The sequence below is a fragment of the Telluria sp. AC161 genome (genome assembly GCF_979258535.1).
Genome location: NZ_OZ409861.1, coordinates 2,206,572 through 2,232,193, shown reverse-complemented (window position 1 = coordinate 2,232,193; position 25,622 = coordinate 2,206,572). Strand labels below are relative to the sequence as shown.

General features: G+C 63.7%; 23 protein-coding genes. 21 read left to right on the top strand and 2 right to left on the bottom strand.

The window, feature by feature from the left end; all coding sequences use genetic code 11:
- Nucleotides 1-116: 116 nt before the first annotated feature.
- The 16 genes from tsf (at nucleotide 117) to ACZ0AJ_RS09915 (ending at nucleotide 16,334) form a co-directional block, all read left to right on the top strand.
- Nucleotides 117-1,025: a translation elongation factor Ts gene (gene tsf / locus ACZ0AJ_RS09990; RefSeq protein ID WP_183552978.1), complete on the top strand. Its 909-nt coding sequence runs from the start codon at nucleotides 117-119 to the stop codon at nucleotides 1,023-1,025.
- A gap of 374 nt (nucleotides 1,026-1,399) precedes the next feature.
- Complete coding sequence (gene pyrH / locus ACZ0AJ_RS09985; RefSeq protein ID WP_499454244.1) at nucleotides 1,400-2,116, top strand: UMP kinase; 717 nt, start codon at nucleotides 1,400-1,402, stop codon at nucleotides 2,114-2,116.
- Nucleotides 2,117-2,141: 25 nt separating this feature from the next.
- Nucleotides 2,142-2,702 (top strand): ribosome recycling factor, encoded by a 561-nt coding sequence (gene frr / locus ACZ0AJ_RS09980; RefSeq protein ID WP_258834509.1) that lies wholly within the window; start codon nucleotides 2,142-2,144, stop codon nucleotides 2,700-2,702.
- 175 nt (nucleotides 2,703-2,877) lie between these two features.
- On the top strand, nucleotides 2,878-3,630 hold the full coding sequence (gene uppS / locus ACZ0AJ_RS09975; RefSeq protein ID WP_332531600.1) for a polyprenyl diphosphate synthase: 753 nt from the start codon (nucleotides 2,878-2,880) through the stop codon (nucleotides 3,628-3,630).
- On the top strand, nucleotides 3,631-4,461 hold the full coding sequence (locus ACZ0AJ_RS09970; RefSeq protein ID WP_499454690.1) for a phosphatidate cytidylyltransferase: 831 nt from the start codon (nucleotides 3,631-3,633) through the stop codon (nucleotides 4,459-4,461). It abuts the gene before it with no gap.
- A gap of 12 nt (nucleotides 4,462-4,473) precedes the next feature.
- Nucleotides 4,474-5,646: a 1-deoxy-D-xylulose-5-phosphate reductoisomerase gene (gene ispC, locus ACZ0AJ_RS09965; RefSeq protein ID WP_499454241.1), complete on the top strand. Its 1,173-nt coding sequence runs from the start codon at nucleotides 4,474-4,476 to the stop codon at nucleotides 5,644-5,646.
- Nucleotides 5,647-5,663: 17 nt separating this feature from the next.
- The gene (gene rseP, locus ACZ0AJ_RS09960; RefSeq protein WP_499454688.1) at nucleotides 5,664-7,013 is read left to right on the top strand and encodes an RIP metalloprotease RseP; all 1,350 of its coding nucleotides are present in this window, start codon (nucleotides 5,664-5,666) and stop codon (nucleotides 7,011-7,013) included.
- 81 nt (nucleotides 7,014-7,094) lie between these two features.
- Complete coding sequence (bamA, locus tag ACZ0AJ_RS09955) at nucleotides 7,095-9,443, top strand: outer membrane protein assembly factor BamA (RefSeq protein ID WP_499454240.1); 2,349 nt, start codon at nucleotides 7,095-7,097, stop codon at nucleotides 9,441-9,443.
- Nucleotides 9,444-9,483: 40 nt separating this feature from the next.
- Entirely contained in the window at nucleotides 9,484-10,029 is a 546-nt protein-coding gene (locus ACZ0AJ_RS09950) for an OmpH/Skp family outer membrane protein (RefSeq protein ID WP_332531605.1), read from the top strand.
- 56 nt (nucleotides 10,030-10,085) lie between these two features.
- A complete protein-coding gene (gene lpxD, locus ACZ0AJ_RS09945) occupies nucleotides 10,086-11,138 on the top strand; it encodes a UDP-3-O-(3-hydroxymyristoyl)glucosamine N-acyltransferase (RefSeq protein ID WP_499454239.1) in 1,053 nt (350 codons plus the stop codon).
- Nucleotides 11,135-11,647: a 3-hydroxyacyl-ACP dehydratase FabZ gene (fabZ, locus tag ACZ0AJ_RS09940; RefSeq protein ID WP_499454238.1), complete on the top strand. Its 513-nt coding sequence runs from the start codon at nucleotides 11,135-11,137 to the stop codon at nucleotides 11,645-11,647. The genes lpxD and fabZ overlap by 4 nt, the downstream gene beginning before the upstream one ends.
- 9 nt (nucleotides 11,648-11,656) lie before the next feature.
- Complete coding sequence (lpxA, locus tag ACZ0AJ_RS09935) at nucleotides 11,657-12,445, top strand: acyl-ACP--UDP-N-acetylglucosamine O-acyltransferase (RefSeq protein WP_258834502.1); 789 nt, start codon at nucleotides 11,657-11,659, stop codon at nucleotides 12,443-12,445.
- Nucleotides 12,429-13,631, top strand: coding sequence for a lipid-A-disaccharide synthase (gene lpxB / locus ACZ0AJ_RS09930; RefSeq protein ID WP_499454236.1), 1,203 nt, complete (start codon nucleotides 12,429-12,431; stop codon nucleotides 13,629-13,631). The genes lpxA and lpxB overlap by 17 nt, the downstream gene beginning before the upstream one ends.
- Entirely contained in the window at nucleotides 13,628-14,296 is a 669-nt protein-coding gene (rnhB, locus tag ACZ0AJ_RS09925) for a ribonuclease HII (RefSeq protein ID WP_499454685.1), read from the top strand. The genes lpxB and rnhB overlap by 4 nt, the downstream gene beginning before the upstream one ends.
- A complete protein-coding gene (locus ACZ0AJ_RS09920; protein ID WP_499454235.1) occupies nucleotides 14,293-15,087 on the top strand; it encodes a TrmH family RNA methyltransferase in 795 nt (264 codons plus the stop codon). Before rnhB ends, ACZ0AJ_RS09920 begins: the two co-directional genes overlap by 4 nt.
- A gap of 50 nt (nucleotides 15,088-15,137) precedes the next feature.
- Nucleotides 15,138-16,334, top strand: a complete 1,197-nt coding sequence (locus ACZ0AJ_RS09915; protein WP_499454234.1) for an EAL domain-containing response regulator — start codon at nucleotides 15,138-15,140, stop codon at nucleotides 16,332-16,334.
- Between the two features lie 546 nt (nucleotides 16,335-16,880).
- Here the strand turns inward: ACZ0AJ_RS09915 and ppsR are convergent.
- The gene (ppsR, locus tag ACZ0AJ_RS09910) at nucleotides 16,881-17,738 is read right to left on the bottom strand and encodes a posphoenolpyruvate synthetase regulatory kinase/phosphorylase PpsR (RefSeq protein ID WP_183552950.1); all 858 of its coding nucleotides are present in this window, start codon (nucleotides 17,736-17,738) and stop codon (nucleotides 16,881-16,883) included.
- 197 nt (nucleotides 17,739-17,935) lie between these two features.
- On the opposite strand from ppsR, the gene ppsA reads away from it, so the two are divergent.
- From ppsA to ACZ0AJ_RS09895, 3 genes are all read left to right on the top strand, one after another.
- Nucleotides 17,936-20,368 (top strand): phosphoenolpyruvate synthase, encoded by a 2,433-nt coding sequence (ppsA, locus tag ACZ0AJ_RS09905; RefSeq protein WP_183552948.1) that lies wholly within the window; start codon nucleotides 17,936-17,938, stop codon nucleotides 20,366-20,368.
- A 90-nt stretch (nucleotides 20,369-20,458) separates the two neighbouring features.
- A complete protein-coding gene (locus ACZ0AJ_RS09900) occupies nucleotides 20,459-20,881 on the top strand; it encodes an NfeD family protein (RefSeq protein ID WP_499454232.1) in 423 nt (140 codons plus the stop codon).
- A gap of 52 nt (nucleotides 20,882-20,933) precedes the next feature.
- The gene (locus tag ACZ0AJ_RS09895; protein ID WP_499454681.1) at nucleotides 20,934-21,854 is read left to right on the top strand and encodes an SPFH domain-containing protein; all 921 of its coding nucleotides are present in this window, start codon (nucleotides 20,934-20,936) and stop codon (nucleotides 21,852-21,854) included.
- Between the two features lie 19 nt (nucleotides 21,855-21,873).
- Here the strand turns inward: ACZ0AJ_RS09895 and ACZ0AJ_RS09890 are convergent, their stop codons facing one another.
- Complete coding sequence (locus ACZ0AJ_RS09890; protein ID WP_499454228.1) at nucleotides 21,874-24,057, bottom strand: TonB-dependent receptor; 2,184 nt, start codon at nucleotides 24,055-24,057, stop codon at nucleotides 21,874-21,876.
- Nucleotides 24,058-24,177: 120 nt separating this feature from the next.
- Here ACZ0AJ_RS09890 and ACZ0AJ_RS09885 point away from each other — a divergent pair, with 120 nt between their 5' ends.
- Together ACZ0AJ_RS09885 and ACZ0AJ_RS09880 are read left to right on the top strand one after the other, a co-directional pair.
- The gene (locus ACZ0AJ_RS09885; protein WP_499454226.1) at nucleotides 24,178-25,350 is read left to right on the top strand and encodes a PepSY-associated TM helix domain-containing protein; all 1,173 of its coding nucleotides are present in this window, start codon (nucleotides 24,178-24,180) and stop codon (nucleotides 25,348-25,350) included.
- Nucleotides 25,347-25,538 (top strand): hypothetical protein, encoded by a 192-nt coding sequence (locus ACZ0AJ_RS09880; protein WP_183552938.1) that lies wholly within the window; start codon nucleotides 25,347-25,349, stop codon nucleotides 25,536-25,538. The genes ACZ0AJ_RS09885 and ACZ0AJ_RS09880 overlap by 4 nt, the downstream gene beginning before the upstream one ends.
- Nucleotides 25,539-25,622: the final 84 nt, after the last annotated feature.

Below are 25,622 nucleotides of genomic sequence, written 5' to 3'. Positions count from 1 at the left end.
TGCCACATAGAAGGGGGCGCCGGACTGTCGAGCCCCCCTTTTTTTAAGCTAAATACTTGCAGGACGCACAATTTGAGCGGACTGCGCCCCTGGATACACATTTAGGAGAACACACTATGGCAGCTATTACTGCAGCAATGGTTGGCGAACTGCGCGCCAAGACCGATGCACCAATGATGGAATGCAAAAAAGCACTGACCGAAGCCGACGGCGACATGGGTCGTGCTGAAGAAATCCTGCGCGTCAAGCTGGGCGGCAAGGCATCGAAGGCATCGGCACGCGTGACTGCCGAAGGCGTCGTGGCTACCTATATTTCGGGCAACGTCGGCGCGCTCGTCGAAGTCAACAGCGAAACCGACTTCGTCGCGAAGAACGACGATTTCCTGGCCATGGTCAACCTGGCAGCACGCCTGGTCGCCGAAAACAACCCGGCTGACGTCGCTGCACTGGCAGCCCTGCCGCACGAAGGCGGTACTTTCGACGACGTCCGTACTGCCCTGATCGGCAAGATCGGCGAGAACATGACCGTGCGTCGTTTCCAGCGTTTCGAAACCACTGGCAAGCTGGCGTCGTACCTGCACGGCACCCGTATCGGCGTGATCGTCGATTTCGAAGGTGCGGACGAGCAAGTCGGCAAGGACCTGGCCATGCACATCGCTGCCATGAAGCCAGTCGCTCTGTCGTCGGAGCAAGTTCCAGCAGAAATGATCGAAAAAGAGCGTTCGGTCGCTGAACTGAAAGCCAAGGAAGATGCCGACAAGGCCGTCGCCGAAGGCAAGCAGCCACAATCGGCTGACATCGTCGCCAAGCGCGTCGACGGTTCGGTGCAGAAGTACCTGAAAGAAGTCTCGCTGCTGAACCAGGCGTTCGTCAAGAACGACAAGCAGTCGATCGAACAGATGATCAAGGCGGCAAACACCACCGTCAAGGGCTTCACCATGTACGTGGTGGGCGAGGGCATCGAGAAGAAGGTCGACGACTTCGCAGCTGAAGTCGCAGCACAGATGGCTGCCAACAAGCAGTAATCAAACAAACGGGCCGTGAGGCCCGTTTTTGTAGGGTGGATCGGGCCGCGCAGGTGGCTACGCCGTCCGCGCGGTGGTGGTTGGCAGCACGATGATGGGGCGGCGGTCGGAGCGGGTTTGGTTTGGTATCCGAACGTAAGTTTTGCAGGATGAATATTGCGTCTCCGTTATCATTCCGGATGAGTGCACGGCCAACGATCACCGCGTGGACGGCAAAGCCGTCCACCCTACGCAGCCAAACGCCATGCGTAGCGCGCCCCAAGCCGTACCCGCTTTACAATCCCATCCGTCCCGGCACGGATGAGACCCGCCCACGAGGCGCCGGTCAGCCCCGAATTCGAACCACAGAACCATCTTAAAGGAGCCGCTTCATCATGACAAAACCAGCTTACCAACGTGTCCTTCTGAAACTGTCTGGCGAAGCACTGATGGGCGACGATCAGTTCGGCATCAACCGCGCCACCATCGAACGCATGGTGGCCGACGTGGCCGAAGTGGCCAAGCTGGGCGTGCAGATCGCGGTCGTCATTGGCGGTGGCAACATCTTCCGCGGTGTCGCCCCCGGCGCCCAGGGCATGGACCGCGCGACCGCCGACTACATGGGCATGCTGGCCACCGTCATGAATGCGCTGGCACTGGCGGACGCGATGCGTCACGTCGGTATCACCGCCCGCGTCATGTCGGCCATCGCCATCGAGCAGGTCGTCGAGCCGTACGTGCGCCCGAAAGCGCTGCAATATCTGGAAGAAGGCAAGGTCGTCGTGTTTGCCGCCGGTACCGGCAACCCGTTCTTCACGACCGACACGGCTGCCGCCCTGCGCGGCGCCGAAATCTCGGCCGAGATCGTCCTGAAAGCCACCAAGGTCGACGGCGTCTACAGCGCCGATCCTAACAAGGATCCAAGCGCGACCCGCTACGAGAGCATCACGTTCGACGAAGCGATCTCGAAACACCTGCAAGTGATGGACGCCACCGCGTTCGCACTGTGCCGCGACCAGAAACTGCCGATCAAGGTGTTTTCCATCGTCAAGCCCGGCGCGCTCACGCGCGTGATCATGGGTGAAGACGAAGGTACACTGGTCCACGTCTAAATTAACTGAACAACAGGAGAGCAGCATGTCCTTAGCTGACGTCAAGAAAAACGCACAAGACCGCATGGTCAAGTCCATCGAAACCCTGCGCGCCGATCTGGCCAAGGTCCGTACCGGCCGCGCCCACACCGGCATTCTGGATCACGTCACGGTCGACTACTACGGTTCGCCAACGGCGCTGCCGATGGTCGCCAACCTGACGCTGGTCGATGCCCGCACGATTGGCGTCCAGCCATTCGAAAAGAAGATGCTGGCAGCCATCGAAAAAGCCATCCGCGATGCCGACCTGGGTCTGAACCCGTCGTCGCAGGGCGAAATGATCCGTGTGCCGACCCCGCCGCTGACCGAAGAGCGCCGCAAGGAAATGGTCAAGCTGACCAAGTCCGAAGGTGAAGACGCGAAAATTGCGGTGCGCAATATCCGTCGCGACGCCAACGAAGCGCTGAAGAAAATGGTCAAAGACAAGACCGCATCGGAAGACGACGAGCGCCGTTCGTCCGACGAAATCCAGAAGCTGACCGACAAGGCCGTGGCCGACATCGACAAGCTGCTGAGCGAGAAAGAAAAAGAAATCCTGACGGTGTAAGCAGGCATTTCATCGGCAAGCCTCCGGGCTTTCCTGCGGACCGGCCCCGGCAACTTGCCGCGGCCGGTCCGCGTGCCTTATGATTGGCCAATTGCGCAATGCCAGGTGCAATTCTGCAGCCTAGTTCTCTGGCGAAGTTTTATGGCGCAGTTTCATGGCGCAGTTTTATGGAAATATGATGTTCAAAAGCTCGACCACCGCCGTCCCCGTCACGTCCGCCGTGCCACGTCATATCGCCATCATCATGGACGGTAATGGCCGCTGGGCAACCAAACGCTTGCTGCCGCGCGTGGCCGGCCACGTCAAGGGCGTCGAAGCCGTGCGCGGTGTGGTCGAAGCCTGCGTCGAGCGCGGCGTCGAGTACCTGACGCTGTTCGCGTTCTCGTCCGAGAACTGGCGCCGGCCGGCCGACGAAGTCTCGCTGCTGATGCGCCTGTTCGTGACGGCGCTCGAGCGCGAAGTCGCCAAGATGCACGCCAATAATATCCGCCTGAAAGTGGTGGGTGACCTGAGCCGCTTCGATGCCAAGCTGCAAGACATGATCGCCAATGCCGAGCGCCGCACGGCCGGCAACACGCGCCTGACGGTCACCGTGTGCGCGAACTATGGCGGGCGCTGGGATATCATGCAGGCAACCGGCAAGATGGTGAAAGCCAACCCCGGCGTCACCGAGTTCAGTGAGGAGATGCTGGCGCCGCACCTGGCGATGGCGTATGCGCCTGAGCCCGACCTGTTCATCCGCACCGGCGGCGAAGAACGCATTTCGAATTTCCTGTTGTGGCAGCTGGCATATGCCGAGCTGCACTTTACCGACACCTTCTGGCCTGACTTCACGCCAAAGGCGCTGGACGAGGCGATTGGCTCCTACCAGGAGCGCGAACGGCGCTTTGGCCAGACCGGCGCCCAAGTAGCGAAGAAGACCAACTAAATGCTCAAGACCCGGATTCTCACCGCACTCGTCCTGCTGGCAGTCCTGCTGCCGGTTCTGTACTCCAACAATTACACGGCGTTTGCGGTGGTGGCCTGCGTCTTTTTCGGCGCCGCGATCTGGGAATGTTTTCGCTTGTTCAATCCCGGCGCCCGTAGCGCGATTTTGATTGCAGGCGCCTGGACGCTGGCCTTTGCCTATGCGTTCTTCGTGCGCGAGCAGGGCAATCCAACCTTCTGGTTCGGCATCGGCGTGCTGCTGTGGGCGCTGCGCTTTGCCCCCACGCTCAAGTTCGGCCTGCCGCCGCTGTCGAGCACGCCCAATACCTTGCTGAGCTTGCTGTACGCGATCTCGCTGGTGGCCTGTTTCGTGGCCATCGTGTACCTGTTTAATTATTCGGCCGTGCTGCTGCTGTCGGTGCTGGCGATCGTCTGGGCCGCCGACATCTTTGCCTATGTGTGCGGCAAGACCTTTGGCAAGCGCAAGCTGGCGCCGAGCATCTCGCCGGGCAAATCGTGGGAGGGCGCCATCGGTGGCGGACTCGTCACGCTGGTGCTGGCCGCCTGCACCGTCCTGTTCGGCGGCGAAGCCTTCGCCGGCACGTTCGCCGTGCGCGTGCAGGCGGGCCTGGGCTGGCTCGGCATGTTCGCCGTGATTGCCCTCATCGTGGTTGCCAGCGTCGTTGGCGACCTGTTCGAATCCCAGCTCAAACGCCGCGCCGGCGCCAAGGACAGCAGCAACCTGCTGCCGGGCCACGGCGGCGTGCTGGACCGGATCGACGCACTCGTGCCGGTCCTGCCACTGGCGGCGCTGATCGCCACCTGGCTCTAGAAGGAAGTTCACATGCAACGCATTACCATCCTGGGCGCCACCGGCTCGATCGGCGCCTCGACCCTCGACGTGCTGGCGCGCCATCCGGAGCAATACCAGGTGTACGCGCTGAGCGCCCATACCCGCGTCGAAGAACTGGCCGCTGCCTGCCGCAGCTGCCGCCCCGCGCGCGCTGTGGTCGGTAGCGCCGACGCAGCCGCACGGCTGGCGGTGCTGATCGCTGACCTGCCCACCAGTGTCGAATACGGCGAGCAGGCGCTGTGCGATATCGCGTCAAGCGCCGACACCGACACCGTGATGGCCGCCATCGTCGGCGCCGCCGGCCTGGCTCCAACGCTGGCTGCGGCCCGCGCCGGCAAGAAGGTTCTGCTGGCGAACAAGGAAGCGCTGGTCATGTCCGGCCAGCTGTTCATGGACGCCGTGCGCGAGCACAACGCCACGCTGCTGCCGATCGACAGCGAACACAATGCCATCTTCCAGTCGCTGCCTGCTGCTTTCGGCCGCGTGCCGGCAGCGGCCGGCGTGGCCAAGATTCTGCTCACCGCATCGGGCGGGCCGTTCCTGAACCGCGCCGTCGAGACGCTCGGCGACGTGACCCCGGACGAAGCCTGCAAGCACCCGAACTGGGTCATGGGCCGCAAGATCTCGGTGGATTCGGCGACCATGATGAACAAGGGCCTCGAAGTGATCGAAGCCCACTGGCTGTTCGGCGCGCCGGCCGACCAGATCGAGGTCGTGATCCACCCGCAAAGCGTGATCCACTCGATGGTGTCGTACGTCGACGGTTCGGTGCTGGCGCAACTGGGCAACCCGGACATGCGCACCCCGATCGCGCACGCGCTGGCATACCCGGACCGGATCGCATCGGGCGTGTCCCAGCTCGACCTGACGCAGATGGCGGCGCTGCAGTTCTTCCCGCCCGATTTCACGCGCTTCCCGTGCCTGGCTTTGGCCTTCGACGCGCTGCGCGCCGGCGGCACGGCCCCGGCACTGCTCAACGCTGCCAATGAAGTAGCGGTGGACGCGTTCCTCGAACGCCGCATTGGTTTTCGCGATATCGACCGCGTCATCCGCCATGCACTCGACGCCGTCGAGCACGGCCCGGCGCCGTCGATCGAGGCCGTGCTGGCCCAGGATGCGCGTGCCCGCGAGGCCGCGGCGCATGCGGTCGCCAGCCTGCACTGATTGACGGATACCGCCCAATGACCCTGCTTTACACCGTGCTGGCGTTCGCGCTGGCGCTTGGCCCCCTGATCGTGATCCACGAGCTGGGTCACTACCTGGTGGCGCGTGCCTGCGGCGTGAAGGTGCTGCGTTTTTCGATCGGCATGGGGCGCGTCGTCTGGTCGCGCCGCTTCGGGCGCGACCAGACCGAGTGGGCGGTGTCGCTGCTGCCGCTGGGCGGCTACGTCAAGTTCCTCGACAGCCGCGATCCCGACGCCGGCCCGATCGACAAGAGCGAGCTGTCGCGTGAATTCACGCGCCAGAATGTCTGGAAGCGCATTGCCATCGTCGCCGCCGGCCCGCTGTCGAACTTCGCGCTGGCGATCGTCCTGATGGCCGCACTCTTCATGCATGGCGTGGACGAGCCGTCGGCGCGCCTGCGCGCCGTGGCCGAAACGACGGACGCCTACCGCGCCGGCGTGCGCGGCGGCGAGACCGTGGTTGCCGTCAATGGCAGCGCCGTGCGCTCGTGGTCCGAATTGCGCTGGCAGATCATGCACGCGGCGGTCGACAAGACCGACGCGCGCCTGGATCTGCGCAGCACGGGCAGCGGCACGAGTGGCAGCACATACACCGTGGTGCTGCCCGCGTCCGTCATCGGCAAGCTCGATGTCGACAGCGACGTGATGGCCACGCTGGGCCTGGACTTATGGCGCCCGCAGCCGCGCATCGACAAGGTGATCGCCGACGGGGCAGGGCAGCGCGCTGGTCTGCAGGCCGGTGACCTCGTGCAGCGCCTGAACGGTGCGCCGGTGGTGGATGGCATCGCCTTCATTGAGGCGGTGCGCGCCGCGCCGGGCCGCGCGCTGCAGGTCGAGGTCCAGCGCGGCGGCGCGCCCGTCACGCTGTCGCTCACGCCCGAGGCGGACGCCAACGGCCGCGGCGTGATCAAGGCGATGGTGGCGCAGGCGCCCGAGATGGTGACTGTATCCTCCGGCCCGTTCGACGCCATCGCGCGCGGTGCCGAGCGCACCTGGGAAACGTCCACGATGACGCTGAAAATGATCGGCAAGATGATTACCGGCGAAGCGTCATTGAAAAATGTGACCGGTCCCATCACGATCGCCGATTACGCCGGACAGACCGCCCGCATTGGGCTCGTCAGCTATTTACAGTTTATTGCCTTTATTAGTATCAGCTTAGGCGTCATGAATTTGTTACCAATTCCCGTTCTGGATGGTGGCCATTTACTGTATTATTCGCTGGAAGTTTTGACCGGGCGTCCTGTTTCTGTGCGCGTCGTCGAGTTCGCACAGCGCGCCGGGGTCGGCCTGCTGTTCATGCTGATGGCGCTCGCCGTCTTCAACGACCTGGGACGCTTACTCTAGCCGCCCGCGGTTCGCTCCCCGGGAGCCCAGTCAAATCACCAAGCAATCGTTGTCCAAATGAGTGACCCTTTGATCCAGCCAATGAAATCACAACAAGATCGTTTCGCCTTGCCGTTCATTCGCCGCAGCCTGATCGGCTCCGCCGTCGTGGCGCTGTGCGCCACGCTGTACGCAAATAATGCCATGGCCGTCAACCCGTTCGTCGTCAAGGACATCCGGGTCGAGGGCATCCAGCGTACCGAGGCAGGCACCGTGTTCAGCTACCTGCCGGTGCGCGTGGGCGAAACCTTCGACGACGTCAAGGCCTCGAGCGCGATCAAGGCGTTGTACGCAACCGGCTTCTTCAAGGACATCCGCCTCGAAGAAGAAAACGGCGTGCTGGTCGTGCTGGTCGAAGAGCGTCCGGCGATTTCGTCGGTCGACTTCACGGGTACCAAGGAATTCGAAAAAGACATGCTGGTCAAGGCGCTGTCCGAAATCGGCGTGGCCCAGACCAAGATCTTCGACAAGGCGTCAGTCGACCGCGCCGAGCAGGAACTCAAGCGCCAGTACCTGTCGCATGGCCTGTACGGCGTCAAGATCACCACCACGGTGACCCCGATCGAACGCAACCGCGTGACGATCATGTTCAACGTGGACGAAGGCGATGTCGCCAAGATCAAGGGCATCAACATCATCGGCAACAAGGCGTTCAGCGACAAAGAGCTGCGCCAGTTGCTCGAACTGCGCCCGTCGGGCTGGTTCACCTGGTACTCGAAGGCCGACCAGTACTCCAAGCAGAAGCTGACCGGCGACCTGGAAAAGATCAAGTCGTGGTACCTGAATCACGGCTACCTCGAAGCCAACGTCGAATCGACGCAAGTGTCGATCACGCCCGATAAACGCGACATCTACCTGACGCTCAACATCACCGAAGGCGAGCAGTACACCGTCTCGAGCGTCAAGCTCGAAGGCGAAATGTTCGGCCGCGAAGAAGAGCTCAAGCAGCTGATCCTGCTCCAGCCGGGCAAGACCTACGTGGGCGACCTGCAAGAGGGCACCAACAAGCTGATCTCCGATCGCCTCGGCACCTTCGGCTACGCGTTCGCCAACGTCACGGCCAACCCTGAACTGAACCGCGAAAAGCGCGAAGTGGCCTTCACGTTCTTCGTCGATCCGGGCAAGCGCGCCTACGTGCGCCACATGAATATTTCCGGCAACACGGTGACCCGCGATGAAGTCATCCGGCGCGAATTCCGCCAGTTCGAGAGCTCGTGGTACGACGCCAACCGCGTCAAGCTCTCGCGTGACCGCGTCGACCGTCTCGGCTACTTCAAGGACGTCAAGGTCGAAACACCAGAGTCGCCAGGCACGTCCGACCAGGTCGACGTGAACATCGCCGTCGAAGAAAAACCGACCGGTAACTTCATGATCGGCGGCGCCTTCTCGCAGTCCGAGAAGTTCACGTTCACCGCGTCGATCTCGCAGGCCAACTTCGCCGGTAGCGGCAACACGGTCGGCATCGAACTCAATACCAGCAAGTACAACCGGACGATCGCGTTCTCGCAGACCAATCCGTACTTCACCGATGATGGCGTCTCGCGCGCATTCTCGCTGTACCTGCGCACGTCGCGCCCACCGGCGCTGAACGTCGGTTCGTACACGGTGCGTCAGACCGGCGGCAACATGACCTTCGGCGTGCCGTTCTCCGAGTCCGATACCGTCTACTTCGGTGCGGGCCTGGAACGCACCGAACTGGAAACGGACGAATCGTCTCCGACCATTTATCAGACGTTCGTGCGCCAGAACGGCGGCCCGGCCAGCGGTGTCGGTTCGGCCACCACCAACGCGATTCCATTGACAGTGGCGTGGGGCCGCGACACGCGCGACAGCGCCGTGACCCCGAGCCGCGGCCGCTTCCAGCGCGCCAACTTCGAAGTCGATGCGATCGGCGACGCCAAGTACTACCGCCTCGTGTACGAACACCAGTGGTGGAAGCCGGTTACGCGCTGGATGACGCTGGCCCTGCGCGGCGAGTTCGATTACGGCAAGGGCATCGGCGGCAGCGCTTACCCGGTCTTCAAGAACTTCTATGCCGGCGGCATCGGTTCGGTGCGCGGCTACGAAAGCTCGTCGCTGGGCGTGGTCGACCAGCGTTACTACGATGCGATCGGCGGCTCGAAACGCATCATCGTCAACGCTGAACTGCAGTTCCCGTTCCCGGGCAGCGGCACCGACCGCAGCCTGCGCTGGTTCACCTTCGCCGACGGCGGCCAGGTGTTCCAGGAGGACGCGAAGATCCGCGTCGGCGAGTTCCGCTACTCGGCCGGTATCGGTCTGTCCTGGATTTCCCCGGTCGGTCCGCTCAAGTTGAGTTATGCTAAACCGCTGAATTCGCTGCCGGGCGACCGCCTGGAGCGCTTCCAGTTCCAGATGGGTACTGGCTTCTGACCGGCCCACTGCGTCCTGAAGAACGATTGCGAGAGACTTTATGTTGAAAAATCTGATTGCCTCGCTGCCTGACGGCTTCAAGCCCACCGTGGCGCCAGCCTTGCTGCTGGCCGCGGTGTGCGCGTCGCCGCTGGCGCAGGCGCAGGCGCAGGTGGCGACGGGCCGCATCGGCTTTGTCTACACCGAGCGCCTGATGACCGACTCCAAGATGGCCAAGGCGGCCGACGCCAAGCTGGCGGCCGAATTCTCCAAGCGTCAGAAAGCCGTCGAAGAGATGGTCGGCAAGTTCAAGGGCGCATCCGAGAAGTTCGATGCCGAAGGGAGTAGCCTGGCCGAGCTGGAACGCACGCGCCGCGCGCGCGAGCTGTTCAACATGCAGAAAGACGTCGAACGCATGCAGCGCGAGTTCCAGGAAGACCTGCAGCAGCGCAAGAACGAAGAACGCGCCGCAATCGCGCAGAAGGCCTACAAGCTCGTGGAGCAGTATGCCGAAGCCGAAAAGCTTGACGCGGTGCTGGTCGAAGCGGCATGGGTGAATCCACGCGTGGACATCACCGACAAGATCCTCAAGCTGCTCGACAAGTAAGCTTGTTGGCAGTGTTTTTCTGCTTTACCGATTTTGACTCACACTGAAAGACCGAGATGGGCATTCGACTAGGCGATTTGGTCGAGCGCTTCGGCGGACAGCTGGTGGGCGACCCGAACCTCGAGGTTACGGCGATTGCCCCCCTGGACACGGCCGGCGCTTCGCACATCAGCTTCCTCTCCAACAGCAAGCTGCGCGCACTGGCGGCGCAAAGCGGGGCCGCGGCCCTGATCCTGTCGCCGCTGGACGACCCGACGGTGGCCGCGACCTATGAAGGCGCGCGCATCGTCACCACCAACCCTTACGCATACTTCGCCCGCGCGGCGCAGTATTTTGCATCGCTGACCGACCATGTGCCGGCTGCGGGCGTACACCCGAGCGCCGTCGTTGCCGACAGCGCCGTGATTGACCCAAGCGCCCACATCGGGCCGCACGTGACGATCGATGAAGGCGCAGTCATTCAGGCGCAGGCCGTGATCGACGCCGGCTGCTACGTCGGGCGCAACGCCGTCATCGGCGAAGGCACGCACCTGTTCGCGAACGTGACGTTCCACGCCGGCTGCGAGATCGGCAAGCGGGGCATTCTGCATTCGGGCGCCGTGATTGGCACCGACGGCTTCGGGTTTGCCAACGAAGGCGGCGTGTACATCAAGATTCCACAGACCGGCCGCGTGCTGATCGGCGACGACGTCGACATCGGCGCCAACACGACGATCGACCGCGGCGCGCTCGAAGACACGATCATCGAAGACGGCGTCAAGCTCGATAACCAGATCCAGATCGGCCACAACACCCGCATCGGCGCGCACACCGCGATGGCCGGCTGCGTCGGCGTGGCCGGCAGCGCCAAGATCGGCAGCCGCTGCACGTTTGGCGGCGCCGCCATGGTGCTGGGCCACCTCGAGATCGCCGATAACGTGCATATCTCATCGGGTAGCATGGTATCGCGCTCGGTGCTCCAGCCGGGCCAGTACACGGGCTTTTACCCGCTGGCCAAGAACGCCGAATGGGAACGCAGCGCAGCGATCGTGCGCAACCTGGGCTCGATGCGCGAAAAACTGCGCGCGCTCGAGAAAACCATCAAAACCCTCACAGAACAACAACAATGACTACGCCAGAACTCACCACCCTCGACATCAATCAGATCAAACAATACCTGCCGCACCGCTATCCGCTGCTGCTGGTTGACCGCGTGCTGGACGTCGAACTGGGCAAGCGCATCGTCGCGATCAAGAACGTCACCATCAACGAAGAATTCTTCAACGGCCACTTCCCGCACAAGCCGGTGATGCCGGGCGTGTTGATGATCGAAGCGATGGCGCAAACCGCGGCCATCCTGTCGTTCATGACGATGGGCGTCAAGCCGGACGAGAACTCGGTCGTGTACTTCGTCGGCATCGACAATGCGCGCTTCAAGCGGCCGGTGGAGCCGGGCGACCAACTGCGCATGGAAGTGGAAATCGTGCGCGTCTCGCGCGGCATCTGGAAGTACAAGGCCGTGGCCACGGTCGACGGCAAGGTCGCCGTCGAAGGCGACTTGATGTGCACGATCCGGGGCGCCGCCGAAGCGCCGATGAAAGGCGCCGAGGCGGCACCGGCTGCATCCACGCCCGAGTAAGGAGACGTGATGAGCAAGATTCATCCAACCGCGATCGTCGATCCGCAGGCGCAGCTCGACAGCTCGGTCGAAGTCGGGGCCTACTCGATCGTCGGACCGAACGTGCGCATCGATGCCGGTACCGTCATCGGGCCGCACGTCGTCATCGACGGCCACACGACGATCGGCAAGGACAACAAGTTCTTCCAGTTCTGCTCCATTGGCGCTGCGCCACAGGACAAGAAGTGGCAGGGCGAGCCGACCCGGCTGGAAGTGGGCGACCGCAACACGGTGCGCGAATTCGTCAGCTTCAACCTGGGCACGGTGCAGGATGAAGGTGTCACGCGCCTGGGCAACGACAACTGGATTTCGGCCTACGTCCACCTCGCGCACGATTGCCAGGTCGGCAGTAACACGATTTTCTCGAACAACGCGCAACTGGCGGGCCACGTGCACGTGGGCGACTGGGCGATCCTGTCCGGTTTCGTCGGCGTGCACCAGTTCTGCAAGATCGGCGCCCACGCGTTCATCGGCATGTACACGAGCCTGACGCAGGACGTGCCGCCGTACGTGCTGGTGTCGGGCAATCCGGCCGGTGCGCGCGGTGTCAACCTCGAAGGCCTCAAGCGCCGCGGCTTCACGCGCGAGCAGCTCGATGGCATCCGCAGCGCCTACAAGCTGCTGTACCGGAATGGCCTGACGCTCGAAGAATCGAAAGCCGCGCTGCAGGCTGAAGAAGAACGCCTGCCGGCAGCGGCAAACGACATTCGCCTGCTGCGCGATTTCCTCGGCACCGCGAGCCGTGGCATCGTTCGCTGACGGCGTGCCGTCCGCCGCGGCCAGCGACCTGTCGTTGGCCCTGGTGGCGGGCGAGGCGTCCGGCGACATGCTGGCGGCGCGCCTGCTGGCCGGGCTGCGCCCGCACCTGCCGGAAGCGCGCTTCCACGGCATCGGCGGGCCGCGCATGATCGAGCAGGGCATGGTCAGCGACGTCCCGATGGACCTGCTGACGGTGCGCGGCCTGTTCGAAGTCATTCCCCGCTACCGTGAACTCAAGGGTATCCAGAGCCGCCTGCGCGACCGGCTGATCGCGGAACGGCCGGCCGCTTTCATCGGCGCCGACTATCCTGGCTTCAACCTGGGGCTCGAAGAGCAGTTGCGCGCCGCTGGCATTCCGACGGTGCACTTCATCGGGCCGCAGATCTGGGCCTGGCGCGGTGGCCGCATCAAGAAGATCCAGCGCGCCGTGTCGCACATGCTCGTGATCTTCCCGTTCGAAGAAGCGATCTACCGCGCTGCGGGCGTGCCGGTGACGTATATCGGGCACCCGCTGGCCGAGACGATTCCGCTGGCGCCCGACGTGGCCGGTGCGCGCCGCGCAATGGGGTTACCAGATGATGCGCGCGTCGTCACCGTCATGCCGGGCAGCCGCATGGGCGAACTGAAATACCTTGCCGAGCCGTTCGTGCGCGCCGTGCAGCTGCTGGCGGCGCGCGATCCGGGCTTGCGCTTTGTCGTGCCAATGGTCGGCGAGCGCCAGCGGGCGTATTTCGACCAGATCGTCACCGCCGCCGGCCTGCAGGGCGTGGAGTTGATGGTGACTGCCGAAGGCTCGCACACGGCGATTGCCGCCGCCGATGCGGTGCTGGTCGCCTCCGGCACGGCCACGCTGGAAGTGGCGCTATTCAAGAAACCGATGGTCATCGCCTACAAAGTGATGCGCGCCTCTTGGGAAATCATGCGGCACATGGGTTACCAGCCGTGGATCGGCCTGCCGAACATCCTGGCGCGCGAATTCGTCGTGCCCGAGCTGCTGCAGCATGCGGCCACGCCCGAAGCAATGGCCGACGCTGTCTGGCGCCAGCTGGAAGACACGGCAGGGCGCGAGCGCCTGGCGCAGCGCTTCCTCGACATGCACCACAGCCTGCTGCGCAACAGCGCCGAAGAGAGCGCACAGGCGGTGCTGCAGATTATCGGGCGCACGGCGCCCGCACCACGTAGATGACAAAAACCAGAATCAATCTGTATCCCGGCCTGCCCACCAGGGGCCGGCCGTTCACCGCACTGGACATCGTGTGCGGCGTCGATGAAGCGGGCCGCGGCCCGCTGGCAGGGCCCGTGTTCGCGGCCGCCGTTATCCTCGATCCGCGCCGTCCGATCGATGGCCTGCGCGATTCAAAAAAGCTGACTGCCGCGCGGCGCGACGAACTCGCGCCGCTGATCCGCGAGCAAGCGCTGGCCTGGGCAGTGGCCGAATGCTCGTGCGAAGAAATCGACAGCATCAACATCCTGCAGGCGACCATGCTGGCGATGCGCCGCGCCGTGGAGGCGTTGCAGCATGCGCCGACCATCGCGCTCATCGACGGCAACCGCTGTCCCGAGCTGACGGTGCGCGCGCACGCGATCGTCAAGGGCGATGACAAGGTCAATGCGATTTCGGCCGCGTCGATCCTGGCCAAGACCGCGCGCGACGCGGCGCTGGTGCGGCTGCACGAACAGTATCCGCAATACGGCTTCGATCAGCACAAGGGCTACGGCACGGCGCTGCACCTGGAGCGCCTGGGCGCGCACGGGCCGTCGCCGGCGCACCGCCGCTCGTTCGCGCCCGTTCGCGGGATGCTGCAGACCGACCTGTTTGGCGCCATGGCTGGCAATGGGGTGAGCGCATGAAGACCATCACCTCGCGCGATAACGCGTTTTATAAAGAGATCAAGGGGCTCGCCACCAGCTCGCAGGCGCGGCGCAAGGCCGGCCATAGCCTGCTCGACGGCGTGCACCTGTGCCAGACCTGGCTCGACCTGCGCGGTGCGCCGCGCCACTGCGTGGTGTCCGAGGGCGCGCTGGGCAATCCCGAAGTGCAGGCCATCGTGGCGCGCTGCGGCGCCGTGAACGCTCCGGTGACGGCGCTGCCCGATGCGCTGTTCAACGCCGTCAGCCAGGTCGAGCATGGCGTGCATCTGCTGTTCGTGATCGATACGCCGCAACCGGCGACGGCGCCGGCGCTGGTGATGGCCAGCGTGCTGCTCGATGGCGTGCAGGACCCGGGCAACGTCGGCTCGATCCTGCGCAGCGCCGCTGCTGCCGGCATCAGGCAGGTATATTGCAGCCCCGGCACCGCCTTCTGCTGGTCGCCGAAGGTGCTGCGCGCGGCGATGGGCGCGCACTTCGTGCTCGAGATTTTCGAGCATGTCGAGCTGCCGGACCTGGTGCGCACGGCGCAGGTGCCGGTGCTGGCCACCAGCGGCTATGCGGCCGAAGGGCTGTACACGCTGGACCTGCGGCTACCTGTGGCGTGGGTGCTGGGGCACGAAGGGCAGGGCGTCTCGACCGAGGTGCTGGGCCTGGCCACGCACCGCGTCGCGGTGCCGCATCTGGGGCAGGTGGAGTCGCTCAATGTCGCGGCCTGCGCCGCCGTGTGCTTCTTTGAAGGCCTGCGCCAGCAGCAGGCATTGCAGGCATAGACGGCGCCAGCGCCATCCAGTAGGCTAGCGGCTTGTAACGTGGAGTAACGATGGATATCGCGCATTTGCATTTTCTGGTGGCGCAAGCCGACCTTTCCGAGCGCCGGGCGCTGGTGGCCTTGCTTGGCCAACTCGGCGCCGGCCAGGTCACCGACGTCGCCGACGGCCCCGCTGCGCTGCAGGCGCTGGACGCCGGGGCCACGCCCCGCGTCAACGTCGCGCTGATCGACCTCGACCTGCCTGGCATGGACGGCTTGACGCTGCTGCGGCGCCTGGGCGAGATCCAGTGCGCCGCGCGCCTGATCGTGACGGGCGCGCAGCCGGCCGATCTGCTGTTTTCCGTGGAGACGCTGGCCGAAGCCTTCGGCATCGAGCTGCTCGGCGCGATCGCCCGACCAGTCAGCGCAGTGAGCCTGAAGCCGGTGCTCGAGAACTACACGCCGCTGCCGCGTTTCACTCAAGTGCCAGCCGAGCCCCGTTTCACGTTCCAGCAAGTGGGCATCGGCCTGCAAAAGCGCCAGTTCGAGCCGTACTTTCAGCCCAAGATCGAGCTGGCGACGGGGCAGGTCAAAGGCCTTGAAGTCTTCGCACGCTGGAATCATCCGGAGCATGGCGTGCTGGGGCCAGCCTCGTTCGTCGATGCGCTGGGCGAGAGCGGCCGCATCGACTTCCTCGACTGGAGCATGATCGAGTTGTCGGTCGAGCGCCAGCGCTGGCTGCAGGACCAGGACATCGCGATCCCGATCTCGCTGAACATCGCGTCCGAAACGCTGGCCCATCCCGCGTTCGTGCGCCAGATGTCGGCGTGCCTGGAGCGCCACGGGGTCGCCGCGACCGACGTGACATTCGAGATCTCGGAATCGTCGGTGCTGAACACGGACCCCGACTTCATCGAGCGCCTGGTCCGGCTGCGGATGATGGGCTTTGGCCTCGCCATCGACGACTACGGCACCGGCCGCTCAAACCTGCAGCTGCTGGCGCGCATCCCGTTCACCGAACTGAAGATCGACCGCAGCTTCGTCGACGGCGCCTCACGCCGCCTGCCGCTGAGTACGCTGCTGCGCTCCTGCCTGAGCCTGGCCCACAGCCTGGACCGCAAATCGGTCGCCGTCGGCGTCGAAACCCGCCGCGACTGGGACTTCCTGCAAGCCCTCGGCTGCACCTACGCGCAGGGCTACCACATCGCCAACCCCATGCCCGCCACGGCCTTCCCCGCCTGGCTAAGCGACTGGCGCCAATACTTCTAACCCCCACGCAATAGCCCAACAATTAGGGTCAGAGTAGAATTGTTGGGCAATTTCTTTTTTTGAAGTGTTAATAATTAGGGTCAGAGTAGAATTGTTGGGCAATTTATCTTCAATTAAACAGCCTCATCTAATTGAGGCTGTTTAATTCAAGAAAGTTGTCAAACAATTCGACTCTGACCCTCATTATTTATTGCCGGCGTGCTCCAGTTTGAGTGCCGGGCCTAATGTATATTCCCTTCCTCAATAGCTGTTGTGCCTTTAAGTCTCGAGCGGGACATCAGATAGGTGACCCAAGGTCTTACATGCCAATTCTTAGTCTCTAGCCAATTAATCTGCAATTAGGGTTAGAGTCGATTTATTGAGCAATTTCTCATAAAAATAGCGGCCTCATCTTATTGAGGCCGCTCTGCTTTAAAAAGTTGTCAAACAATTCGACTCTGACCCTAATTGGGTTTCAAGGGTTTTTGGGCAAGTTGATGTCATCCCGGCCTGAAACCGCCTGGATGAAAAGAAATTGCTCAATAATTCGACTCTGACCCTAATTGTTCAGTATTCGCGGCGGTCGGGGGCGATTTCTTGGAGGATCGTTGTCGCGATTTCTTCGATGGATTTTGTCGTTGACGACAGCCAGCGGATGCCTTCGCGGCGCATCAGGAGTTCGGCTTCGTTGACTTCGTAGCGGCAGTTTTCGATGGACGCGTATTTACTGCCGGCGCGGCGTTCGTTGCGGATTTGCGAGAGCCGTTCGGGCGTGATCGTCAGGCCGAACAGCTTGGCCTTGTACGGCGGCAGGTTGCTCGGCAGGCGGCCGCGTTCGAAGTCGTCCGGGATCAATGGGTAGTTGGCGGCTTTCAGGCCGTATTGCATCGCCAGGTACAGGCTCGTTGGCGTCTTGCCCGAGCGTGACACCCCAACCAGAATGACATCGGCATCGGCCAGGTTCTTGTGCGACTGGCCGTCGTCGTGCGCCAGCGAGAAGTTGATGGCCTCGATGCGGTTCTTGTATTCTTCACTGTCGACCGCGTTGTGGATGCGGCCGATCGTGTGCGTCGACTTGACGTCCAGCTCTTGCTCAAGCGGGGCGACGAACGTCTGGAACAGGTCCATGTGCATGCCCTTGGCCGAGCGGATCACGCTCGACAGGTCGTGCTTGACCAGGGTCGAGAACACGATCGGGCGCTGGCCATGCAGCGCGAAGCTGTCGTTGATGCGGCGCGCGGCGTCGTGCGCTTTTTCGATGGAGTCGATGAAGGGCAGGCGGATCTGCCGGAAGCGCATCTCGAACTGGCTCAGGACCGCGTGACCGAACGTCTCCGCAGTGATGCCGGTGCCGTCGGAGACGAAGAACACGGTGCGGGAAGGGGCCGGCGCCAGTGCGGGCAGGGACTGGGGATCGTCGATCATGGTCGGTTTGTTAAGCTTTGCTGACAGAGTTGCATGTAAAGTGCGCTGCACATCCCCGTCTTGCGGGGTAGAATGCTCGGCAACGGATTTTGCATTGTGCTGCACGCGGGCCAGAATAACAAGAATACGCGAATCGCGCCCCCGCCCTGCACCGATGCGCCCACAGGTTTCCATCATCAAGTAAGGTGTTTTTTATCATGACCAATCCAGCTACTGCAGCGATCCAACCGGGGCAGGCCGACCGCGTCTACGTCGCATCGTTCGAAGACTTGCGCATGACCGACGTCGAGTCGGTCGGCGGCAAGAATGCGTCCCTCGGCGAAATGATCAGCCAACTGGCCGGCGCCGGCGTGCGCGTGCCGACCGGCTTTGCCACCACGGCCGATGCGTTCCGCGACTTCCTCGATCACAGCATCGACGGCGGCGCGTCGCTTGGCGAACGCATTGCGCGCCGCCTCGACAATCTCGACATCGACGACGTGCGCTCGCTGGCCGTCGCCGGCGCCGAGATCCGCGAATGGATCGTCGCCACGCCATTCCAGCCGCGTCTCGAACAAGAGATCCGCAATTTCTACGAGCGCCTGTTCGCCGACTCGGAAACCGAAGTCTCGTTCGCCGTGCGTTCTTCGGCCACCGCCGAAGATTTGCCGGATGCGTCGTTCGCGGGCCAGCAGGAATCGTTCCTGAACGTCGTCGGCATCGACAACGTGCTCGAGGCGATGAAGCACGTCTTCGCGTCGCTGTACAACGACCGCGCGATCTCGTACCGCGTGCACAAGGGCTTCACCCACGCCGAGGTCGCGCTGTCGGCGGGCGTGCAGCGCATGGTGCGCTCGGACACCGGTGCCGCCGGCGTCATGTTCACCATCGACACCGAATCGGGCTTCAAGGACGTCGTCTTCATCACGTCGAGCTACGGCCTGGGCGAGACCGTTGTACAGGGCGCCGTGAATCCGGACGAATTCTATGTCCACAAGCCGATGCTCGAGATGGGCAAGTCGGCCGTTATCCGCCGCAATATCGGCTCCAAGCTGATCAAGATGGAATTCACCGCCGAAGCCAAGGCCGGCCGTTCGGTCAAGACCGTCGACGTGCCGATCGAAATGCGCAACCGCTACTCGCTGGTCGAAGAAGAAATCATCGAGCTGGCCAAGTACGCCGTCATCATCGAAAACCACTACGGCCGTCCGATGGACATCGAGTGGGGCAAGGATGGCCGCGACGGCAAGCTGTACATCCTGCAGGCGCGTCCCGAGACCGTCAAGTCGCAGCAGAAGTCGACCGACGCGCAGCAGCGCTTCCACCTCAAGGGCACCGGCACCGTGCTGACCCATGGCCGCGCGATCGGCCAGAAGATCGGCGCCGGCCGCGTGCGCGTTATCACCGACCCGTCCGAAATGGACCGCGTCCAGCCGGGCGACGTGCTGGTGGCCGACATGACCGATCCGAACTGGGAACCGGTCATGAAGCGCGCCGCAGCGATCGTCACCAACCGTGGTGGCCGTACCTGCCACGCAGCGATCATCGCGCGTGAGCTGGGCGTGCCGGCCGTCGTCGGTTGCGGCGACGCGACCGACGTCCTCAAGGACGGCACCCTGGTCACCGTCTCGTGCGCCGAAGGCGACGAAGGCATGATCTATGACGGCTTGCTCGAAACCGAAGTGACCGAAGTCGCGCGTGGCGAACTGCCACCGATCAAGACCAAGATCATGCTCAACGTCGGCAACCCGCAACTGGCGTTCGACTTCCAGTCGGTGCCGAACAGCGGCGTGGGCCTGGCGCGCGTCGAGTTCATCATCAACAACAATATCGGCGTGCACCCGAAGGCGATCCTCGAGTACCCGAACATCGACGCCGACCTGAAAAAGGCCGTCGAATCGGTCGCCCGTGGCCACGCATCGCCACGCGCCTTCTACGTCGACAAGCTGGTCGAAGGTGTCTCGACGATCGCTGCCGCGTTCTGGCCAAAGCCGGTCATCGTGCGCCTGTCCGACTTCAAGTCGAACGAGTACAAGAAGCTGATCGGCGGTTCGCGCTACGAGCCGGACGAAGAAAACCCGATGCTGGGCTTCCGCGGCGCGGCGCGTTACCTGGCCGACGATTTCGCCGAATCGTTCGCGATGGAGTGCACGGCCATGAAGCGCGTGCGTAACGAGATGGGCCTGACCAACGTCGAGCTGATGATCCCGTTCGTGCGTACGCTCGGCCAGGCCGAGGCAGTCGTGAACCTGCTGGCCAAGAATGGCCTGGTGCGCGGCGAGAACGGCCTGCGCCTGATCATGATGTGCGAAGTGCCATCCAACGCCATCCTGGCCGAGCAGTTCCTCGAGTTCTTCGACGGCTTCTCGATCGGTTCGAACGACCTGACCCAGCTGACGCTGGGCCTGGACCGCGATTCCGGCATGGAGCTGCTGGCCAAGGACTTCGACGAGCGCGATCCGGCCGTCAAGGCGCTGCTGTCGATGGCGATCAAGGCCTGCCGCGCCAAGGGCAAGTACATCGGCATCTGCGGCCAGGGTCCATCGGACAATCCTGATTTCGCGCAGTGGCTGGTGGAAGAGGGCATCGAGTCGATGTCGCTCAATCCTGACTCGGTGATCGATACCTGGCAGAAGCTGGCGAAGATGTAAGCAAGGGCGGGCACCCGGTGCTCGCGAGGCCCTCGCTATCCATTCCGGGTAGCGAGGGTTTTTTTTCACCACAATAAAAAGGAGACACACATGGCCGACTGGACCTACTGGCTGATCGGAGCCGGCATATTGATCGTCGCGGAGCTGTTCATTGGCACGTTCTACCTCTTGATGATGGCGCTGGGCCTCGTGTTCGGCGCACTGGCTGCGTGGCTGGGCGCGAGCGGCGCGCTGCAGACGGTGATTGCGGCGGCGATTGGCATTGCCGCCACGCTGGTTCTGCGCCGCACGCGCTTTGCCCGCAGCGGCCGGCGTCCGGCCGCAAATGACCCGAGCATCAACCTCGACATCGGCCAGCGCGTCAGCGTGCCGCAGTGGCATGGTGGGCGCGCGCGCGTGATGTACCGCGGCGCGCTATGGGACGTCGAACTGCAGAGCGGCCAGGACGCGCAGCCGGGCGAGCATGAGATCGTCGAAGTGCAGGGCAATCGCCTCATCGTGGCGCGCCAGTAGGCGAGCCCCGTTTCAGCCAATCCGGATTCACACCAACCTCACAGGGAACCCCATGGAATCGACCCTCAGCATCGTCGCACTGATCATTTTCATCGTCGCGCTGGTCTTCGTCTTCAAGACCATCAACGTCGTGCCGCAGCAGAACGCCTGGGTCGTCGAGCGTCTCGGCAAATACCACGCCACGCTGGCGCCGGGCCTGAACATCGTGGTGCCGTTCGTCGACCGTGTCGCCTACAAGCACAGCCTCAAGGAAATCCCGCTCGATGTGCCCCCACAGGTCTGCATCACGCGCGACAACACGCAGTTGCAGGTCGACGGCATCCTGTACTTCCAGGTCACCGATGCGATGCGCGCATCGTACGGTTCATCGAACTATCTGCAGGCGATCACGCAACTGGCCCAGACCACGCTGCGCTCGGTGATCGGCAAGATGGAACTGGACAAGACGTTTGAGGAGCGTGACCATATCAACACCCACATCGTCAATGCGATCGACGAATCGGCCGCCAACTGGGGCGTGAAGGTGCTGCGTTACGAGATCAAGGACCTGACCCCGCCGGCCGAGATCCTGCATGCGATGCAGGCCCAGATCACGGCCGAACGCGAAAAGCGCGCGTTGATCGCGGCGTCGGAAGGCCGGCGCCAGGAGCAGATCAATATCGCCAGTGGTGAACGCGAGGCGTCGATTGCGCGCTCGGAAGGGGAAAAGCAGGCCGCCATCAACCGCGCGATGGGCGAGGCGACGGCGATTGTCGCGCTGGCCGAAGCCAGCGCATCGGCGCTGCGCCAGGTGGGTGATGCCATCCAGTCACCGGGCGGGATGGACGCCGTCAGCCTGCGTGTGGCCGAGCATTATGTGGACGCCTTTGCCAACCTGGCCAAGACCAACAACACGCTGATCGTGCCCGCGAATATGGGCGACATCAGCACCGCCATCGCCAGCGCCCTGCAGATCGTCAAGGCGCAGCGATGAACGTGCCGATGAACCTGTGTTAGAAGCCGACGGTTGCCGACACCGCCACGGTGCGCGGCGCCGCCAGCACCAGGTAGCCCGAACCCGGGTAGCCACCGGCCGAGGCCCAGTAGTTCTTGTCGGCGACGTTGTCCACGCGGGCGCGCAGCGTCAGGTCACGGTCCATGAAGCTCGTGCGGTAGGTTGCGCCCAGGTCGACGCGGGTCCACGACGGCAGCTTCTGGGTGTTGGCGCCATCGGCGTACTGGGTTGCCGTGTAGACGGTGCGGGCGTTCAGTGCCAGGCCTTGCACGCCCGGCACATCCCAGTCGGCGCCGATGTTCAGCTGCGTTTCCGGCACGCCGATCGCATCCTTGCCCTGGTTGATGCCGCCGGCCGTGATGCGCTGTTCGGCGTCGATCAGCGTCAGGCCACCCAGCACGCGCAGGCCGCGCACCGGATTGCCGAACACCGACAGCTCCAGGCCGCGGTTGCGCTGCTCGCCGAACACGCCGAACACGCGGTTCTGCACATAGGCGCTTGGCTGGCTGGTCGAGAACACGGCGGCGCTCAAACCATAGCGGCCGCTGTCGAACTTGACGCCCGCTTCACGCTGGCGCGAGACATACGGTGCGAAGACCTGGCCCTGGTTGACGATCTGGTCGCCGGAGGCAACCGCGCCGCGCTGCAAGCCTTCGCTGTAGTTGGCGTACACCGACAGGTCCTTGCGCAGCTTGTAGACGACGGCGGCGAATGGCGTGTTCTCGCTGGCCTCGTAGGCCGAGTTTTCCAGACCGGTGCCATAGTCGTAGCCGAAGTCCTTGATACGCTGATGGCGCAGGCCCAGATTGACCAGTACCTTGTCGTCCAGCAGCGACAGCGTGTCGGCAATGGCCAGGCTCGACAGGATTGCCTTGGACGTCACGAGTGGGTTGCCCATGTCGCCGCCGGTGAAGAACGATGACGATGGCGCTGCCACGTCACGCGGCATATAGACGTTCGACGCAAAGCCGGCGAAGTCGCTGAGGGCATAGGCGTTGCGCGACTCGCTGTGGAAGCCCGAGGCCGAGGCGCTGAGCATGTGCTTGATGAAGCCGGTGCGCAATGCGCCGCGCACGCCCACTTCGCCGGTGCGGACCTGGTCCTTGCGGATATTGTCGAAGCGGGTCATGGTGCCGTCGCCATTGGCGTTGTTGACCGTGATCGAGGACAGGATGTTGTATTCCTGGCCGCTGCGCGCGCCCAGCGCGGCCCAGGCGACGGCGCCGCCAGCCAGGTCGACTTCGGCGCGCACGGTGCCGAAGGTGTGACGCTCTTCCGAGATGGTCCATGGCTGCGCGAAGTTGCGGTCAGCACTTGGCGCGGCAATCATCGGGGTGGTGGCGCCCAGCGTCACGCTCGGGCGTGCATTGGTCAGTTCGTGGTCCTGCGCCCCGATGTCGGCCGACAGGCGGAAGCCCCGGCCGCGGTAATCGACGCCCAGCGAATACACGCTCAGTTCACGGCCTTCACGATCGACCGCGGTGTCGCCCTTGCGGTGCGCGACGTTGACGCGCACGCCAGCGCGGCCTTCCGGCCCGAAGCGGCGGCCCAGGTCGATGGCGCCGTAACCCTGGCCACCCGTCTCGACGCCGAGCGTGACTTCGCTCAGGTCTTGATTCGGGGCGCGCTTGGGCAGCAGGTTGATCGAGCCGCCGATGCTGCCGCCGGCAGGGGCCGCGCCGTTGATAAAGCTGTGGGCGCCGCGCAGGACTTCGACGCGTTCGACCAGTTCGGTCGCGACGAACTGGCGTGGCAGCAGGCCATACAGGCCGTTGTACGCGGTGTCGTCCGAACCGACCGCGAAGCCGCGGATCATGTACAGCTCCTGGTAGTTACCGAAACCGCGCGCCACGCGCACCGACGGATCGTTCTGGACGACGTCGGCCACGCTGCGCGCCTGCTGGTCCTGAATCAGCGCATGCGTGTAGTTGGTGCTGTTGAACGGCGTGTCCATGATGTCGACGTTGCCCAGCAGGCCCAGACGGCCGCCGCGCGCGACCTGGCCGCCAGCGTAGGCGGCCGGCAGGCCCTGGGCCGATGCGTCGGCCGACGCGCTGATGACGACGGTCGGGACGGCGCTGTCGTCCGTGGCCGGCGCGCCGTCCTGGGCGAATGCGGTACCTGCAACGAGGAGGGCGGCGGCGCATGCGGCCGGGGTCAGGGCGAAACGGCGAGTGGTCATGTGATGCAGTCTGGATAAATGGTGGGTAGCGCGCATTCTATCTCCACGACTTGCCAATGTAAATGAGAACGATTATTATTCTGGACTCATTGAATCTTGCCATAGGCACGCGCAACCATCATGTCACCCGTCTCCCTGCGCCGCTGGGGCTGGATCCACAAGTGGAGCAGCCTGATCTGCACCATCTTCATGCTGCTGCTGTGCCTGACCGGTCTGCCGCTGATCTACCACCACGAAATCGGCCACCTGCTGGGCACCGAGGTGGAGCCGCCCGTGCTGTCCACCCCGATGCCGCAGGGGAACGTCGACGCCGTGATCGCGTCGGCCAAGGAGCTGTACCCGGCCAAGAAGCCGATGTTTATCTCGCAGGAAGCCGACGTGCCCGAGATCTGGAACGTCACGCTGGCCGACCACATGCACGACCCGAACTACAAGCCGATCGCGGTCGATGCACGCACCACAAAAGTGATTACCGAGCCGGCCTTCGAGGGCGGCGTCTTCATGTCGACGATGCTGGCGCTGCACGTCGACCTGTTCATGGGCCTGCCCGGGATGCTGTTCCTGGGCTTCATGGCCTTGCTGCTGCTGGTGGCCATCGTCAGTGGCGTCGTGCTGTATGCGCCGTTCATGCGCAAGCTCGATTTCGGCACCGTGCGCAAGGAGCGCAGCGCGCGTCTGAAGTGGCTCGACATGCACAATATGCTGGGCATCGTCACGCTGGTCTGGCTGTTCGTCGTCGGCGGCACCGGGATGATCAATACCTGGGCCGACCTGATGTACAAGTACTACCAGAAGAACGAGCTGGCGCAGATCCTCAAGCAGTACGAGGGCAAGAAGCCGCTGCCGCACACCGCGTCGGTGCACGATGCGATCGAGACGGCCAGGGCGGCGTTGCCAGGCATGCGCGTGGCGTTTGTCGCGTTCCCGGGCACCGATTTCAGCAGCGAGCATCACTACGGCATCTACATGAATGGCAACGAGGCGTTCAGCTCGCGCATGTACCGGCCCGTGCTGATCGATGCGAACACGGGCCAGCTGACGGACGCGCCGGTACTGCCGTGGTATCTGAAAGCGCTGCTGGTCTCGCAGCCGCTGCACTTCGGCGACTACGGCGGGCAGGCGATGAAGCTGCTGTGGGCGCTGCTGGACATCGCCACCATCATCCTGCTGGGCACGGGCCTGTACCTGTGGCTCAAGCGCGGCAAGACGGGCAACGCCACCACCAAGGTGGCCGCGCATGCGCATCCGCACCCGCTACCCGCAACGCCAACACTCACCGGAGAACGACCATGATCCGCACACCATCACAAATCTGGGGCGCGCCGATCGTGCTCGGCATCCTCACCACGATCGGCCTGATCTCGGCGCTGCTGGGTGATGGCATCTGGGACGCCGTCTCGGCCGTCGCCCTCGGCATCCCGTGCCTGCTGGGCTTCTGGTTCGGCATGCGCCGTACGCCGGCCCAGCGCAGCGCGCTCTAGGCGCACACCGGCCCAGGCTGTATACTCGGTCGCATGAAGATACCTGGTCGGCGCCTTGCCCGCCCAGGCATCCGGTCATCATCG

Bases quoted from the DNA above. Each gene is read 5' to 3' on its own strand.
- tsf (WP_183552978.1), top strand. From the start codon at position 117: ATGGCAGCTATTACTGCAGCAATGGTTGGCGAACTGCGCGCCAAGACC.
- pyrH (WP_499454244.1), top strand. From the start codon at position 1,400: ATGACAAAACCAGCTTACCAACGTGTCCTTCTGAAACTGTCTGGCGAA.
- frr (WP_258834509.1), top strand. From the start codon at position 2,142: ATGTCCTTAGCTGACGTCAAGAAAAACGCACAAGACCGCATGGTCAAG.
- uppS (WP_332531600.1), top strand. From the start codon at position 2,878: ATGATGTTCAAAAGCTCGACCACCGCCGTCCCCGTCACGTCCGCCGTG.
- ACZ0AJ_RS09970 (WP_499454690.1), top strand. From the start codon at position 3,631: ATGCTCAAGACCCGGATTCTCACCGCACTCGTCCTGCTGGCAGTCCTG.
- ispC (WP_499454241.1), top strand. From the start codon at position 4,474: ATGCAACGCATTACCATCCTGGGCGCCACCGGCTCGATCGGCGCCTCG.
- rseP (WP_499454688.1), top strand. From the start codon at position 5,664: ATGACCCTGCTTTACACCGTGCTGGCGTTCGCGCTGGCGCTTGGCCCC.
- bamA (WP_499454240.1), top strand. From the start codon at position 7,095: ATGAAATCACAACAAGATCGTTTCGCCTTGCCGTTCATTCGCCGCAGC.
- ACZ0AJ_RS09950 (WP_332531605.1), top strand. From the start codon at position 9,484: ATGTTGAAAAATCTGATTGCCTCGCTGCCTGACGGCTTCAAGCCCACC.
- lpxD (WP_499454239.1), top strand. From the start codon at position 10,086: ATGGGCATTCGACTAGGCGATTTGGTCGAGCGCTTCGGCGGACAGCTG.
- fabZ (WP_499454238.1), top strand. From the start codon at position 11,135: ATGACTACGCCAGAACTCACCACCCTCGACATCAATCAGATCAAACAA.
- lpxA (WP_258834502.1), top strand. From the start codon at position 11,657: ATGAGCAAGATTCATCCAACCGCGATCGTCGATCCGCAGGCGCAGCTC.
- rnhB (WP_499454685.1), top strand. From the start codon at position 13,628: ATGACAAAAACCAGAATCAATCTGTATCCCGGCCTGCCCACCAGGGGC.
- ACZ0AJ_RS09920 (WP_499454235.1), top strand. From the start codon at position 14,293: ATGAAGACCATCACCTCGCGCGATAACGCGTTTTATAAAGAGATCAAG.
- ACZ0AJ_RS09915 (WP_499454234.1), top strand. From the start codon at position 15,138: ATGGATATCGCGCATTTGCATTTTCTGGTGGCGCAAGCCGACCTTTCC.
- ppsR (WP_183552950.1), bottom strand. From the start codon at position 17,738: ATGATCGACGATCCCCAGTCCCTGCCCGCACTGGCGCCGGCCCCTTCC.
- ppsA (WP_183552948.1), top strand. From the start codon at position 17,936: ATGACCAATCCAGCTACTGCAGCGATCCAACCGGGGCAGGCCGACCGC.
- ACZ0AJ_RS09900 (WP_499454232.1), top strand. From the start codon at position 20,459: ATGGCCGACTGGACCTACTGGCTGATCGGAGCCGGCATATTGATCGTC.
- ACZ0AJ_RS09895 (WP_499454681.1), top strand. From the start codon at position 20,934: ATGGAATCGACCCTCAGCATCGTCGCACTGATCATTTTCATCGTCGCG.
- ACZ0AJ_RS09890 (WP_499454228.1), bottom strand. From the start codon at position 24,057: ATGACCACTCGCCGTTTCGCCCTGACCCCGGCCGCATGCGCCGCCGCC.
- ACZ0AJ_RS09885 (WP_499454226.1), top strand. From the start codon at position 24,178: ATGTCACCCGTCTCCCTGCGCCGCTGGGGCTGGATCCACAAGTGGAGC.
- ACZ0AJ_RS09880 (WP_183552938.1), top strand. From the start codon at position 25,347: ATGATCCGCACACCATCACAAATCTGGGGCGCGCCGATCGTGCTCGGC.